This window comes from Anaerosporobacter sp. (genome assembly GCF_031551385.1).
GTDB lineage: Bacteria > Bacillota > Clostridia > Lachnospirales > Lachnospiraceae > Anaerosporobacter.
The window spans coordinates 1-15,470 of sequence record NZ_JAVBNS010000053.1; the positions used below are offsets into that span (position 1 = coordinate 1).

The 15,470-nt window shown below is 34.5% G+C and carries 17 protein-coding genes and 1 pseudogene; 4 read left to right on the forward strand and 14 right to left on the reverse strand.

The genetic code is table 11. The annotated features are described in order from the left end of the window. The 8 genes and pseudogenes from RMR19_RS05895 to aac(6') all read right to left on the reverse strand — a co-directional run. Nucleotides 1–326 (reverse strand): annotated as a pseudogene (locus tag RMR19_RS05895) (putative DNA modification/repair radical SAM protein); the annotation flags it as partial. Between the two features lie 201 nt (nucleotides 327–527). Beyond that, entirely contained in the window at nucleotides 528–1,151 is a 624-nt protein-coding gene (gene lepB, locus RMR19_RS05900) for a signal peptidase I (protein ID WP_310602574.1), read from the reverse strand. 126 nt (nucleotides 1,152–1,277) lie between these two features. Next, nucleotides 1,278–1,523, reverse strand: coding sequence for a DNA-directed RNA polymerase subunit omega (rpoZ, locus tag RMR19_RS05905; protein WP_310602575.1), 246 nt, complete (start codon nucleotides 1,521–1,523; stop codon nucleotides 1,278–1,280). 1 nt (nucleotide 1,524) lies between these two features. After that, nucleotides 1,525–2,157: a guanylate kinase gene (gmk, locus tag RMR19_RS05910; RefSeq protein ID WP_310602590.1), complete on the reverse strand. Its 633-nt coding sequence runs from the start codon at nucleotides 2,155–2,157 to the stop codon at nucleotides 1,525–1,527. Further along, nucleotides 2,150–2,422, reverse strand: a complete 273-nt coding sequence (locus RMR19_RS05915) for a DUF370 domain-containing protein (RefSeq protein ID WP_310602576.1) — start codon at nucleotides 2,420–2,422, stop codon at nucleotides 2,150–2,152. The genes gmk and RMR19_RS05915 overlap by 8 nt, the downstream gene beginning before the upstream one ends. Nucleotides 2,423–2,437: 15 nt before the next feature. Next, nucleotides 2,438–3,316 carry a YicC/YloC family endoribonuclease gene (locus RMR19_RS05920; RefSeq protein ID WP_310602577.1) on the reverse strand — a complete coding sequence of 293 codons (879 nt, stop codon included), beginning with the start codon at nucleotides 3,314–3,316 and terminating at the stop codon, nucleotides 2,438–2,440. Nucleotides 3,317–3,708: 392 nt separating this feature from the next. Further along, on the reverse strand, nucleotides 3,709–4,191 hold the full coding sequence (locus tag RMR19_RS05925; protein WP_310602578.1) for a hypothetical protein: 483 nt from the start codon (nucleotides 4,189–4,191) through the stop codon (nucleotides 3,709–3,711). Nucleotides 4,192–4,310: 119 nt separating this feature from the next. Further along, a complete protein-coding gene (gene aac(6'), locus RMR19_RS05930; RefSeq protein ID WP_310602579.1) occupies nucleotides 4,311–4,739 on the reverse strand; it encodes an aminoglycoside 6'-N-acetyltransferase in 429 nt (142 codons plus the stop codon). 140 nt (nucleotides 4,740–4,879) lie between these two features. Between aac(6') and RMR19_RS05935 the strand changes: the two genes are divergently transcribed. Beyond that, nucleotides 4,880–5,887, forward strand: a complete 1,008-nt coding sequence (locus RMR19_RS05935; protein ID WP_310602580.1) for a helix-turn-helix domain-containing protein — start codon at nucleotides 4,880–4,882, stop codon at nucleotides 5,885–5,887. Nucleotides 5,888–6,084: 197 nt separating this feature from the next. Here RMR19_RS05935 and pdxT read toward each other — a convergent pair whose 3' ends face one another. Both pdxT and pdxS read right to left on the reverse strand, forming a co-directional pair. Continuing rightward, entirely contained in the window at nucleotides 6,085–6,660 is a 576-nt protein-coding gene (pdxT, locus tag RMR19_RS05940; protein WP_310602581.1) for a pyridoxal 5'-phosphate synthase glutaminase subunit PdxT, read from the reverse strand. A 3-nt stretch (nucleotides 6,661–6,663) separates the two neighbouring features. Next, complete coding sequence (gene pdxS / locus RMR19_RS05945) at nucleotides 6,664–7,539, reverse strand: pyridoxal 5'-phosphate synthase lyase subunit PdxS (RefSeq protein WP_310602582.1); 876 nt, start codon at nucleotides 7,537–7,539, stop codon at nucleotides 6,664–6,666. A 155-nt stretch (nucleotides 7,540–7,694) separates the two neighbouring features. Here pdxS and pdxR point away from each other — a divergent pair, with 155 nt between their 5' ends. Next, the gene (gene pdxR / locus RMR19_RS05950; protein ID WP_310602583.1) at nucleotides 7,695–9,137 is read left to right on the forward strand and encodes a MocR-like pyridoxine biosynthesis transcription factor PdxR; all 1,443 of its coding nucleotides are present in this window, start codon (nucleotides 7,695–7,697) and stop codon (nucleotides 9,135–9,137) included. A 100-nt stretch (nucleotides 9,138–9,237) separates the two neighbouring features. Here pdxR and RMR19_RS05955 read toward each other — a convergent pair whose 3' ends face one another. Continuing rightward, nucleotides 9,238–9,567, reverse strand: coding sequence for a type II toxin-antitoxin system RelE/ParE family toxin (locus RMR19_RS05955; protein WP_310602584.1), 330 nt, complete (start codon nucleotides 9,565–9,567; stop codon nucleotides 9,238–9,240). Continuing rightward, nucleotides 9,557–9,862, reverse strand: coding sequence for a type II toxin-antitoxin system RelB/DinJ family antitoxin (locus RMR19_RS05960; RefSeq protein WP_310602585.1), 306 nt, complete (start codon nucleotides 9,860–9,862; stop codon nucleotides 9,557–9,559). The genes RMR19_RS05955 and RMR19_RS05960 overlap by 11 nt, the downstream gene beginning before the upstream one ends. Before the next feature lie 271 nt (nucleotides 9,863–10,133). Here RMR19_RS05960 and RMR19_RS05965 point away from each other — a divergent pair, with 271 nt between their 5' ends. Continuing rightward, nucleotides 10,134–11,882 carry an Rqc2 family fibronectin-binding protein gene (locus RMR19_RS05965; RefSeq protein ID WP_310602586.1) on the forward strand — a complete coding sequence of 583 codons (1,749 nt, stop codon included), beginning with the start codon at nucleotides 10,134–10,136 and terminating at the stop codon, nucleotides 11,880–11,882. A gap of 176 nt (nucleotides 11,883–12,058) precedes the next feature. After that, on the forward strand, nucleotides 12,059–12,865 hold the full coding sequence (locus tag RMR19_RS05970) for a histidinol-phosphatase HisJ family protein (RefSeq protein WP_310602587.1): 807 nt from the start codon (nucleotides 12,059–12,061) through the stop codon (nucleotides 12,863–12,865). Nucleotides 12,866–13,035: 170 nt separating this feature from the next. Here RMR19_RS05970 and RMR19_RS05975 read toward each other — a convergent pair whose 3' ends face one another. Both RMR19_RS05975 and RMR19_RS05980 read right to left on the reverse strand, forming a co-directional pair. Next, nucleotides 13,036–15,060, reverse strand: a complete 2,025-nt coding sequence (locus RMR19_RS05975; RefSeq protein ID WP_310602588.1) for a TIR domain-containing protein — start codon at nucleotides 15,058–15,060, stop codon at nucleotides 13,036–13,038. A 21-nt stretch (nucleotides 15,061–15,081) separates the two neighbouring features. Beyond that, nucleotides 15,082–15,470, reverse strand: a 389-nt coding sequence (locus RMR19_RS05980) for a hypothetical protein (RefSeq protein WP_310602589.1), incomplete at its 5' end; no start/stop codon positions are given.

Here is a 15,470-nt window from a genome sequence, read left to right on the forward strand (position 1 = left end):
TCTATATAATTTCTTCGATAAAATTCCATTGTTAAAGAACACACTTCTTCCGGTGTAAATGTTGTTCTCCTTACATCATTAGAAGAACGGTTAATGCAATACTTACAGTCAAATATACACTCATTCGTGAATAGTATCTTCAATAAGGAGATGCATCTGCCATCCGCAGAAAAGGTATGACAAATACCACTTGCCACAGAATTTCCCATACTACTTCCATCACCTTTACGATTCACTCCACTAGAAGTACATGCAACATCATATTTAGCCGCATCTGATAATATCTCTAATTTTTGTTGTATGGTCAAATTCTCTTGTATATGCATATCCTTGCGCCGCCTCTCCGAACAAATGTTTTGTTTTTATTTCATTCTAGCACATATGTTCGTGCTTTGCAAGTAAAAAATAGCTCTTTACTCTGCACTTGAATAATTTCTACAAATCATTCAAACACAAAGCAAAGAGCTGTTTACTCAAACATCTACTTATATCTTTATTTGACAAAAATTCTAATCAGTACTGTCAAATTACTTTACAAATCCAAATTGATTCAACGGCCAAACACGAAGGAATGCTTTTCCTTCTATATAATCACGATGTACAGCTCCTACTTCTTGATAACGACTATCGTAACTAATTTCACGGTTATCTCCTAATAGGAAATATTCATCATCTGCCAATGTAATTGGTTCTTTCGCAATACCTGCATAATGAATCGGATCTTTACCATAGTTTTCTTCAAGAATCTCTCCATTAATATAGATATCCGAATCAATAATCTGTACTGTTTCACCAGGTAAACCAATTACTCTTTTCACATAATACTCTTCTACATCCTTACCATATGGATAGAATACTACAATATCAAATCGTTTTGGGTCACCTATAACATAACTAATCTTGTCAATTAATAAACTTTCTTCACTGTGTAAGGTATTCAGCATCGAATCACCATCAACAACTGTTCTTTGTAACACATAGTTAGGAATAATATATAATCCAATAAAGAATATCGCAGCATATATAAGTAATTCTTTTATAATACTTGTACGTTTTCCTTTTTTGGAATCTTCGTCTTCATGTGTGTCAATCTCTACAGTATTTGGTGTATTTTCGAAGTCATCATTTGAGCTTTTTTCTTCTTGACTCATCCTGTTCCCCTCTTTCCCTGTAACTCTTAGATTTTCAAAGACTGAAGCTTTGACCCCTTTATTTAAATCTCATATATATGAAGAATCTTCCCATTGCGCAAATGTGCAACCTTAGCGAAATATTTCTTACATATCTAATGTATCTTCATCACCAACAATTTTTACTTTTGATTTATATAATTCTTCTACAGCAATAGAAAGTGGTTTTGGACAATTACTAGAAACAAATGGCTTACTTCCACTTATGATTTGTCTTGCTCTTTTTGAAGTTGCTAAAACGATAGAATATCTACTGTTTACTACTGGATCTTCTCCTGGTTCAACCTCACTGTTTACTACGTTCATTAAATCTGTATAGGATGGATGCAACATATTATAAATCTCCTTTCTTAAATGCCTTTAATTCGTTACTCATTTTTTCTATATAAGAATTATTTCTTAATGTTCTACTATGCTCATTAATAATAATTTCATTCAATTGTTCCACACATGCATCTAATTCATCATTTACAACAATATAATCGTATTGTTGCATGCAATCCGCTTCTTCAAAAGCACGACTTAATCGTTCTTCAATCTTATCCATGCTCTCTGTACCACGATTTACAAGACGATTCTTTAATTCCTCTGCACTTGGTGGTGTTATGAACAATAACAGGGCATCTGGAAACAATTCTCTTACATGTAATGCTCCTTGCACTTCTATCTCTAGAATTACATCTTTACCTGCTGCTAATTGATCTTCAACATATTTTTTCGGTGTTCCATAGTAATTGCCAACGTATTCAGCCCATTCTATCAGCTCACCTTGCTCTATCATACTCTCAAAATGCTCTCTTGTCAAAAAGAAATATTCCCGACCATCTTCTTCACCAGTACGTGGTGTCCTTGTCGTAGCTGATATGGATAAACCATAGTCATATTTCTCTAACAGTGCTTTCATTAATGTACCTTTTCCTGCACCCGAAAAACCTGAAACAACAGTCAGTATTCCTTGTCTATTCATCATCATCACCCTTTTGATCCATTTCTTCTTTACTATTTACACGGTTTGCAATAGTCTCTGGTAGTAAAGCTGAGAGTACAATATAGTTGCTATCTGTTACAATAACTGCTCTTGTCTTTCTTCCACACGTTGCATCAACCGCAGTACCATTATCTTTCGCTGTCTGAACCATTCTCTTTACTGGTGCTGCATCTGGACTGATAATTGCAACTATTTTCTTACTACTAATAATATTGCCAAAACCGATATTAACTAATCCATTCAAACAGATTCCTCATTTCTATTCTATATTCTGTATCTGTTCTCTTACTTTCTCGATTTCCGTCTTTAAATCTATTGCAATGTTTGTTATCTCTAAATCATTTGCCTTAGAAAGAATTGTATTTGCTTCACGATTCATCTCTTGTGCAATGAAATCTAATTTTCTACCGATTCCATTCTCTTCCTCTAAGGACTGTTTCATATTCGTAATATGACTCTTTAGTCTTACTGTCTCTTCGTCCACGCAAATCTTATCTGCAAATACTGTAATTTCTGTCGCTAATATGCTTTCATCAATCTTTGTATCGCCTAGTAGTTCTTGCACCTTAGCTGTTATCTTTTCTCTATGTTCTGTAACAATCTGTGGTGAACGACTCTCAACTGCATCAACAAATGTTATCATGCTATCTAATTTACTGTTTAAGTCATTCTTTAAATGCTCGCCTTCTCTTGTACGAGATTCAACAAATTGTTCGCAAGCATGTCTGATTGCTTCTTCTAGTATATTCCATAGCTCTGTTTCATCTATTGTTTGCTCTTCTAGCGTTAATACCTCTGGATACCTAGACAAATTAGAAACATTAACATCATTAATAATGTTAAACTCTTCTTGCATCTGTTTTAATCGTTCCATGTATTCTTTCGCTATATCTGAATTGTATTTTACACACACTTTATTCTCTGTGTAGTCTTCATATGATATAAATACATCCACTTTTCCACGTTGTATGTATTTCTTTAATAAACTTCGAATTGTTGCTTCATAAAAACCTAATTTTTTAGGCATCTTAATGGAAATATCACAGTAACGATGATTTACTGACTTCATCTCTACTACAATTTTTCGTTCTTCATTTGATAGCTCATATCTACCAAACCCTGTCATACTTCTTAACATTAGACTCACGTCCTTCATTATTAAATGGAGTTGTATCCACTTTCTATTCTTTGTCTAGTTTCTGTGTATCTTGTCTTAGAATGATTTGATAATTTTACATTGACTAAAGGGATAGATATTGCTCTATCCCTCAAGACACACTTTATTAATTATAGATTACTGTGTTATAGAAGTCAAGTTATTGTTGTTATTTTTGTAACAATTTGTTACTATTCAGCCATGCGGATATGCAACGGCATATTCCGTAGAAAGCTTGCTTGCGGAGGAATATGTTGTTGCATATCCATACGGCGCTTAGCCGCAGCGAGATGAAGCTCAGTAAACTGAGCTCGCGTAGCGAAATCGAGCTGGCATGGCGTTTAAACTGAACTGTAACAACAATTTAGGTATTACTATCCTACTGCATTAAATGTCCCCGCTTCATAGGCACGCTTAATAATATAAGATGGTGCATAATAACCTGCCGCCTCATAATCATCCAGTACTTCTGTAATTGGAGAATTATAGACTCTTATTAATCCTTGAATATAATCTTCTCCCTCCGTAAGCGTCTGCACTATCAAACGCTTATACATTTTTCCTATCGCTGTAGCTGTTGGAATTTCTGTTACCAAATGAGGATCTACATTTGTGACATCAAATTCTCCCTTTTCTAATCCAAATTCCTCAATCCATTCCGCTTCTATTTTCAACGGATTCTCGCAGTGTAATATACTTGCGCTAGATATAAGTCTTACCAACGAATCGTATCCTATTTTATTCACCGTATAACAATTCCTCTGATGAGTTGCTCTCGAAACACGCTCAATCATATAACACATGAAATATAAGTCATCTTCTGTTATTTCTTCATCTTCAAACAATTTATTCTCCATAGTTCGACCTCTTTCTCTTTATTATCTTGAAAAAGTTATACAAAATCTTACCATTTCCAATAGTACTTTTTTCCATCTACTTTTGCAACTAATTTACGCTTGTGCTATCTCTAAATACATTACTCACACTTCATCGTAAAACACACAATCCGATTCTGCTCTTGAAACCCAAGCTGTTTATGAAATAATATGCTTGTCTCATTATCTAACTCGCAATCAGAAGCTAATTCTGTACACTCTTGCTCTTTCGCCCATTTTTTTGCATAATCAACAAGCGCTTTCGCAATACCCTGTTTTCTATAATTCGGTTTTACATAGATTCCTTCCAGATATCCAACTGGAGATGAATCCGTTCCCTCAACATAGTCACTTCTTATTGAAAGGCTCATAAATCCAACTGCTTCATCATCAATATAATATATAAACTCATGAGAAAACAGACCATCTCTTCTCTCTTGAAGCATCTCTTCGATAGTATGTGTTGGCCATAAAGACACACATAGTTCTGCCCATAATGTTTCATTTTTCTCATTCACTTGAACTATCATACTGTTTTCTCCAATCCAATTAATTAATGCATATTTCTATATAATGTCATCCATTTAACTGCTATAATCAGTATACCATAATCTAAATCAAGACAAACCAACCTTAGTGATATATTATTTGATTAGGAGGTGAAATTACTATGGATTCTATAAATAACATTTTTCAGGTAATTGAATATATGAATGAGCATATTGAAGAAGATTTATCTCTTGATGATTTGTGTAACGTTTCTTGCTATACAAAATCTCATTTATGCTATCTGTTTAAATTTTATATTGGTGAAACACCTAATAAATATTTCTTTCAACAGAAACTAAAATATGCCACAAGTCTTCTATCAGAATCAAATCATGTAATTGATATCGCGCTTAAAATAGGATATAACAGTCATGAGTCTTTTTCTCGTGCATTTAAAAAAGAATTCGGGATGACGCCAATTGAATATCGTGAATTATATAATAAGGGATTATCTAAAATAAGTGACTTAAATGATATTGAACTTACAATTGCCTTTTCAATGTCACCATCTTATCGATTATTTCAAGGCTTAGACCAATACGGCAAACACTACGATGTCTATCAGTCCTTAATAGAAAAGGGGTATCTTGATAAGCAAAACCTAGAACCAACACTGGAAGGAAAACAATTAAGTGACAAATACTATTGGGATTGTAGCAAGATAATTATAGAGTTGTCGAAAACACATAATACATTGGCAGAATTATATGAAAGTACTACGAAATTAATATATATACCAAAACTGTTATTCTTTAATTTTGTCTATGATTTAATTGATATCGGACAGATAAGAAATTTCTTCATCGGCTGCTGTGGATCAAATTGTTTTACATGTGACACACTAAAAGCTACACTTACCGATGATGATGAACTTCGCAAAAAAGAATCAGAAAAATTAAAGAACAACTTTAATATTGATGTTGACTACATGCAGATAAATTGTTTTGGCTGTACATCGAATAACCGCTATGCAAGCTGTATTTCAAATTGTCCTTGGCATCCTTGCTGTGAAAAACATAATGCTACTAGATGTAATAAATGCAAACAATACCCTTGCAATAAAATAAATGATTTGTTTCAGCATTTACCTGAATTTAGGGAGAACTTTGCGGAGTTTTATGATGTTTAAGCAATATATGTGCTATGCGTTCAAAAATAGCAGGCACATTTTACAAAAAAAATATTATCTTTTAATTACCTCAAAAAAGGCTATCCACCATGTAGATAACCTTTTTTTGATTGGCTTATTCAATCTAATCCCCGTGCATTTCACAAGTATCACCTGTTAATCTGCTTAGATAAAAGTTGCCCAATTTACATTTCACTCTACTTCCCCAACATCAATGCAACAAATCGTTCATGTATCTTCGTGCATTCACATAGCTCTGGATGAAACGCCATTGCTAACTGATTTTTATATTGCACCATCACGATATGGTTCGAATCCCCTTCTGTTGCTAAAACTTCCACATCGTCCTTTACAGATTCAATATACGGAGCACGAATAAATTCCATTGGCACTACACCAATTCCTTTCACTTCGCCTTCGATATGAAAACTGCCTAATTGTCTGCCATACGCATTACGTTTCACTACGACTGGTAATGTCTGTAGATACGTTCTATCATCATTACTAATCCCTTCAGCTAGTAAAATTAGTCCTGCACAAGTTGCGAGAACAGGCATACCATTTGCAATCTGTTCCTTTAGCAAATCAAACATTCCTAAATCCTTTAATAGCTTTCCCTGAACAGTACTTTCCCCACCTGGTAAGATAATTCCATCATATTCTTTCTCTAAATCTGCTGCCTGACGAAGTTCAATACATTCAATACCAAGTCTCTCCAACTGTTTTTCATGTTCAATAAATGCTCCTTGTACTGCTAAAACTGCTACTTTCACGACTTATATCCCTCTCTCTGCCATAAGAAGCTTGATTTCCTGTTCATTGATTCCAACCATAGCTTCCCCAAGATTCTCTGACAATTTAGCAATCATATCAGCATCTTTGTAATTCGTAACCGATTTTACAATTGCTTCTGCTCTCTTCTGTGGATTGCCTGATTTGAATATACCTGAACCAACGAAAACGCCTTCTGCACCTAACTGCATCATTAACGCTGCATCTGCTGGTGTCGCTACTCCACCTGCTGCAAAATTTACAACTGGAATTCTTCCGTTTTTCTTTACATACTCCACTAACTCAAATGGTACTTGTAATTCTTTTGCTTCTTGATATAACTCTTCCTCACGCATAGAAGTGATTCTTGCAATTTCACGATTCATCATACGCATATGACGTACCGCTTGAATAATATCACCTGTTCCTGGCTCTCCCTTTGTACGAATCATGGCTGCACCTTCTTGAACTCTACGAAGTGCTTCTCCAAGGTCTTTCGCACCACAAACAAATGGAACTTTGAATTTTGTCTTATCAATATGATATACATCATCTGCTGGGGATAATACTTCACTTTCATCTATGTAATCAATCTCAATTGCTTCTAATATCTGTGCTTCTACAAAATGTCCAATTCTACATTTCGCCATAACTGGAATAGAGACTGCCTCTTGTATGCCTCGAATCATCGTAGGGTCACTCATTCTGGAAACTCCACCTGCTGCACGAATATCCGCTGGAATTCTTTCAAGTGCCATAACTGCGCACGCACCTGCTGCTTCTGCAATTCTCGCTTGCTCTGGAGTTGTTACATCCATAATAACTCCACCCTTTAACATTTGTGCTAACTCTTTATTTAACTCATATCTTTTCTCTGACATATTTTTTCTCCTTTTCAATTTTTTGTTCAACCTTTATGCTTCCGCAAATCCTAACTTGCTTTTACTTATGAATCCCATTATAATAATATCTGACCATAATTAAATACCCATTTTAAATATATCCAGAATGGTCAGATTGGAGTAATACTATTATTATGTTGACGTATTCCTTTGCAAATATAGGGTCAGATTCCTTATATGAGCATCTATATAAATGTATTAAAAACGATATATTGCAAGGCATTCTTCGCCCTGACGACAAGCTTCCCTCTAAACGTACTTTCGCAAAGAATCTGAACATAAGTACCATTACAATTGAAAATGCGTATGCACAATTACTTGCAGAAGGATATATCTATTCCATACCTAAAAGAGGATATTTTATTGCAAATCTGGATCATTCTATTCAGATATCGCAATCCACTCACCTTGCTGAGCCTGAGATAGAAACAAGCTTTAGCAAACGAACTACAGATGATAATTCTGCGACTCCCTTTGCTGATTTTATTAGCAATCAAACAAATCCAGACAACTTTCCTTTCTCAATATGGACTAAGTTGATGCGAGAAATCATACTTGATAAAAGTCGTGAATTAATGACCAATTCCCCTTGTGGCGGAATTTTGGAATTACGAACTGCAATTGCTACTCATCTCAAGGAGTTTCGCAACATGGATGTTTCTCCTGAACAAATTATTGTCGGTGCTGGAACAGAATATCTATATGGCTTGTTAATTCAGCTTTTAGGGCATGACCGTATCTATGGAGTTGAAGACCCTGGATATCAGAAGGTGGCACAGATTTATAGAAGCAATCAAGTTTCCTGTCATTACATACCACTTGACGAACATGGCATTATGATTGATGGTTTAGATTCAAACAACATTGATATTATACATACTTGTGTATCACATCACTTTCCTACTGGAATTATAACTCCAATCAGTCGGCGTTATGAACTGCTTGGCTGGGCATCCAAATCGGATACTCGCTATATTATTGAAGATGATTATGACAGTGAATTTCGACTAATGGGGAAACCGATTCCTTCTTTGCAGAGCATCGATGTAATGGAAAAGGTAATTTATATGAATACATTTACAAAAAGCTTGGCATCAACAATTCGAATCAGTTATATGATTTTGCCAAATCATCTTGTGAAAAAGTTCTACGAAACATTGAGCTTTTATTCTTGTACCGTATCGAATTTTGAACAATATACGCTTGCTAGGTTTATACAAGGAGGTTACTTTGAGAAACATATTAATCGAATGAGAAATTATTATCGTGGACAACGTGACTTCATTATGGAATGCATTCAAAATAATCCGAATGTTTCTCGTATTACGATAAAAGAGGAGGACTCCGGACTACATTTTCTAATGCAAGTGTCTACGGATAAGACTGATGAAGTAATTGTTGAGGAGGCATTAAAACAAGGGATTCGAATTTCATGCCTGTCGAATTACTATCATTCAAATTATTATCATAATGAAAATAATGATACTTTACACACATTAATTATCAATTATTCAAACTTACCACCTGTAATTATGCAAGAAGCTATTGATAGACTTTGTAATGCGATATTTGAATAGAACTTCCCAAAGAACAAGTCTAGCTATTTTATTATGGATATAGCAAAATCAATAAGAGCACCTACCATTTTGATGTGATAGATGCTCTTATTGATTTTCATTATATTGTTTCTTTCAATTGTCTTCTAATATCTCTTCCACCATACATAATGCGAACAACGCTCACCATATTTTCAGATTCATTTGGCAAATAAAATACTAGATAATTATCAACTAGGAAATATCGTATTCCCTGACTGCGCCATGGTTCATCTTCAAATAACTGATGATGCATTGGCATTTGTTCAAGGGTGCGAATGTTTTTCATAATCCGCTGTACCTGTTTTGTTGCAGTTTCTGGAACAAGCAGTTCAATGCAATGTATTCGTAAATTTCCCTTAAATCCTGTCTTGCCTTTAATGAATAAGCAACATTCCAACTCATACACCATAATCTCTTTTCATTTCTGCTTCAATATCATCTGCTGAATATACTCTGCCCTCTTTTACATCAGCCATGCCTTTTTCAATTTCCGTATCAAATTGCTCTTTGGCCAATGAGCCATATGCAAGCGGTGTGTTTTTCGGTAACTTCAATTCAAATGGAATCCCCTGTTGTAGCACAACCTGACGCAGAAACATTCCCACTGCATTTGACATTGGAATACCTACACTATCAAGCACCTGTTCCGCCTGTTCTTTAATTTCAGGCTCTACACGTGCAAATATATTTGATGTTCTTGCCATTTTTCATCGCCTCCTTGTATATAGCGTATCACTTTTGCTTGCATTTCGCAATCGAAATGCAAGTTCTGAAAAATCAACTAATAATTAAGAAGAGAAACAACTCATATTGGTTTTTTCCATTGTTTGTGGTACACTATGCTTGAGCTTTCAATATCAGTGAATACTACAATTTCAGGTTCAAAAGGTTGTATATAGTATTCATTTACAAAGATAAAATTAACCTTTTCACACTATAATTATAATTTAATTAACCCAAAAAGGAGTTTTCAAAATGGCATTAGACGGACTCGTAATTGCAAATGTAATAAAAGAATTAAACGACACCTTACTTGGTGGTCGTATCAATAAAATATCGCAACCCGAAAACGATGCACTTGTATTATTGATTAAGAATAATCGTAGCCAATACAAATTATTCTTATCTGCTAATGCAAGTCTTCCATTAATCTATATCACACAAGAAAGTAAACCAAATCCTATTACTGCACCGAATTTTTGTATGTTACTTCGTAAGCATCTTAACAGTGCAAGAATTCTCAGCATTACACAACCTGGCTTAGAACGTATTATCGATATCGAGATTGAACATCTCAACGAGCTTGGTGACGTATGTACGAAGCATTTAATAACAGAAATCATGGGTAAGCACAGTAATATCATCTTCTGTGATGATAAGAACATGATTATTGACAGTATAAAACATATCTCTGGACTTGTATCTTCTGTGCGTGAAGTTCTTCCCGGAAGAGATTATTTCATACCAGAGACACAGGATAAATGGAATCCTCTTACGGTAGATTGTGAGCATTTCATTGAGAAGGTTATGGCGAAACCGTTACCTATTGCAAAGGCACTATATACTTCTCTTACTGGTATCAGCCCACTAATTGCGAATGAAATCTGTCACCGTGCTTCCATTGATGGCGAGGCATCAACAAGCTCATTAAATGAGATGGAACAGCTTCATCTATACAAAAACTTTGAACGCTTCACAGATGAAATTAAATCAAACAACTTTTGTCCAAATATTATCTATAAGAATGGTGAGCCAACTGAATTTTCAAGTACAATTCTTACAACATATGAAACATCTGAACATAAGGAGTTTTCTTCTATAAGTGAATTACTTGAACAATACTATGCGCAAAAAAATACAATAACAAGAATTCGTCAGAAATCTGTTGACTTGCGAAAAATTGTATCCAATGCCATAGAACGTACTCGTAAGAAATACGATTTGCAGATGAAACAATTAAAAGATACGGACAAGCGTGACAAATACAAAGTATATGGAGAACTTATCACTGCTTACGGTTATAACATTGAGGAAGGTGCAAAGCAAATGACCGCTCTCAACTATTATACGAATGAAGACGTTACAATTCCTCTTGATCCAACGATTACACCAATTGAAAATGCGAAGAAATATTTTGACAAATACGGCAAATTAAAACGTACCTTTGAAGCATTGACAAAATTCACAGAAGAAACCAAAGAAGAACTTGAACATCTCGAATCCATTAGTGCTTCTCTTGATATTGCCTTACAGGAAGAAGATTTAATTCAATTAAAAGAAGAATTAATGGAATACGGCTATATGAAGAGAAAATTTGTATCTAAGAAAGATGCGAAAAAACAGAAAAATACAAGTAAACCGTTCCACTATATTTCCTCTGACGGTTTTCATATGTATGTTGGTAAGAACAACTTCCAAAATGATGAATTAACATTCAAGTTCGCCATCGGTAACGACTGGTGGTTTCATGCCAAAGGAATGGCTGGTTCTCATGTTATTGTTAAAACGAATGGAGAAGAACTTCCAGACAGAACATTTGAAGAAGCAGGAAAATTAGCTGCTTACTACTCAAAAGCAAGGGAACTTACGAAAGCCGAGATTGATTATACCGAAAAGAAAAATGTTAAGAAACCAAATGGCGGAAAACCAGGATTTGTTGTATATTATACAAACTATTCTTTGATCATTGAACCAGATATCACGGGAATTGAAGAAATAAAATAATATAGATAAATATATTCTTCCTACAGACCTGATACTTAGGGCGATTAAACCAATTAGTTTTCGCCCTATCCCCCACTAAATGAAGTGCACAGACAGAACATACAATTTAAAACATACTCTAGTAATAAATTAACACTTCCATTCTTAATTAATACACTACGAAAGGACAAATACCTATGATTTTATCAGATTACCACATGCACACTAGTTTTTCAGACGATTCCGAAGCAACCATGGCAAGTATGATTAAGCGTTCGATTGAACTTGGATTTCATACGATTTGTTTTACTGACCATATGGATTTAGATTTTCCTATTGAATTTGGTGGTGGTTTTATCTTCAATACTGATATTTATTCCCGACATGTTGAGAGACTTCGTGAAAAATATGCAGACCAAATTACAGTTCTATGTGGTGTTGAATACGGTCTAAGACCTTATCTCAAAGAACAATTTCATACACTTACTAAGAAGAATAACTTTGATTTCATCATTGGTTCTTCCCATCTTGTTGGTAACATTGACCCTTATCAAAAAGAATACTGGGAAGGTATTACTGAGGAAGATGGCATCACAAAATATCTCGAAGCGATTTATGCTAATGTACAAGCATATGACGATTTTGATGTGTATGGACATATTGATTATGCTGTTCGCTATGCTCCTAATCAGAACAAGAACTATAGTTATGCTAAATATGCTGATATCATTGATGCTATCTTCACTACTTTAATTCAAAAAGGGAAAGGAATTGAAGTCAATACGGCTGGTTACAAATATGGTCTTGGTCACCCACATCCTCAAACAGATATCCTAAAACGATATAAAGAACTTGGCGGTGAAATTATTACGATTGGTTCTGATGCTCATAAACCTGAACATATTGGGTATGAATTTGCTAAAGTAGAAGAACTTTTGAGAAGTATTGGGTTTGAGTATTATACGATATTTGAGAAGAGGAAGGCAGAGTTTATAGCGTTATAAGAAGAATACTTCTTCCTAGACATTCATTTACTTATCTGGTACCCAACTCCAAGGCAAAGCCTCACAACACCAGCAATTATGCAGTCTGTGAGGCTTTCGTATTATATTCAATCTCTATCTGATACACAAATTACACCCTACAATCAAATAAACAATCTTCTTTCATAAAGTTATTGTTCCCAGACTTTCATAAATACCTGCCTTACTTCTTCCTTGACAACTTTATCTTCAAATGTAAGTATAGGCATTTCTCTCAATGTTGGTTCAATTGGCCTAGTAGGTGAGTTTTCTCGAACTGGTTCTGCAGGAATAATGAGTCTCATCATTTTATTTTTTACCATATATATTTCTTCATCTAACTTCTTAATCTTTTTTTTGAATCCATCTACTAATCTTTTTTGATCTTCTAACTCTCTAATCTCAGCCTCGATCTCTCTCTTATCCTCTGCATACTTAGTTTTGTCTTTATCCCATTTTTCCATCACATCCCTATGCAAATTTTTCCAGTTATCCAGGGCTATTTCATACTCTTCCATTTCCTTTTGCCATGCAAGGTGTCGACTTTTCAATGAATCTCTCTCCGCCATCCATTTAGACAAAACTACTTGATAATCTGCTTCATTTTTTTCTGCATTTCTCATTGCGACAATATTTGTTTCGTGCAATGCACAATCAAGTTTTTCAAAATATGTATTAACCTCAGCTAAAGCAACTCCCATTGAAGCCTGCTCTGCCTCCTTGGCATCCACTAATAATTTCTGCAAATACTCTTCTACTATTTGAATCATCTTTGCAATTTCTGCTCTTAAATTTCCATCTGCATATTGAAGTGCTCTCTGATATAATTTGTTATTTGCCAAAATAAACTGTTCTCTATTTGCGGAAATAATATCTTCAATACTTGAAACAGTTGATTTATATATGAACTTTTTATAAAATATATCTTGTATTTCTTGTCGAGAGAATATTGGCAAGAAGAAATACTTTCTTCCAAACTCAGTATATCTATTTTTAACTTCAACTTCTAAAGAGACTTCTGTAACTCTCTCCGCAAGCATGTTATAAAGTTTTTTACATAAACTTGGTACATCAATGCATTTTTGCTCAGCTAACAGTTCCCCAAAATATGCTTGTCCATCTTCAGCATTGATATTTAACACCTGTTCAAAAAACTCTGTTGCCTTACTCCATTCATTATCTTCAAGTGCCATAAACCCTCTTTTTAGAAAAGCGTTACCATTTGCCCCTGTAGAATTAAACATAATGCTTTCTGGGGTAACCGTTTTATCTTTATTCATTTCTGGTGCAAGTAATTTATCAATACCACGCATTAAATCTTGAATTGCACCTATTTTCCCCATATCCTGCGCTTGCAGTTTTGCAAATTCTTTTGGTATGTCATAAGCATCTAAATTCTTAAAACAAGGAATCAGATGTTTACTTTTATCCTTTGTCATCAATTTTAAGTAACGGCTCCACTCATTTTTTACCCAAACTGCATTATAGAAATCATAAGATGTACCGAATGCCAACATAATTTTTGCTGAATTCAATGCTGCAAAAATATATGGTTCATATTCAATACCTAGTTTATCCTCTAGAGTAATTCTTGAAAAAAAAGTTCTATATCCCTTACATGTTAATTCATCATATACATCCTGTGCCAAAACACTATCCAATGTTCTCTCAGCATTTTCATCTGTTTCTTTATAACAAATAAAAATATCATATGGCTCTTCTTTTCCAGACACCTCAATAATACCTTTACGAATATCTTCTATATATTTTGCTTCTTCACGGTAAATAGCTCTTGATACAACATCAGAATTTTCCATAACGAGTTCAAAATCTTCATCATCCATAATACTATCAAAAGAAGATCTATGACATGTTGGAATCTTTTTACCAGACATAGGGTCATCTACATACTCAATACCATATCTGCAGAGAATAAGTCCCCAGTATCCTTCTGCTTCCTCCGAATAATCTGTAACAATATTTTCATAGACACTTGCTGCTTTATCAAATTCACAATTTGAACGTAATTTATTTGCTCGTTCAAATAGTTTAATTTTCTTTTCATCATCAACAATGGGAACTGTCTGTTTTGTTCCACAATATTCGCACTCAGCAACAGTCATGCTCTCTGAAACCTCAAGATCTCCTCCACACATTTTACATTTTAAAATCGCCATTGCTTCTCTCCTTAGTTTTTCTTATTTATTCATGGCACAAATACTATTGCGTTTAGCCAAACTAATCAAAATTTCACCACATAAACTCTTCACTGAAGCGAAATCTCCATTAATTATTGCCTGCTGAATTTCATTCATCTGATTCTGTAGTTCCATTTCAATGTCTCTCGTTTGATCTGATGACACTGGATCACTAAATCTGAATTCATCAGCCACACGTTCAACAATTTTCTTAATCTCTGCATCTGAGCATTGACCAACCAAGGTTGCAGACATAGATTGCAATGCTCTCATATTTGACACATCTTTTTTTAACTTATCATCTTGCCTTTCAATCTCATCTCGCATGGCGTCTACTGCAATACAACCAATCACTGCAAACGCTGCCAAAATTACATTTATAATAACTA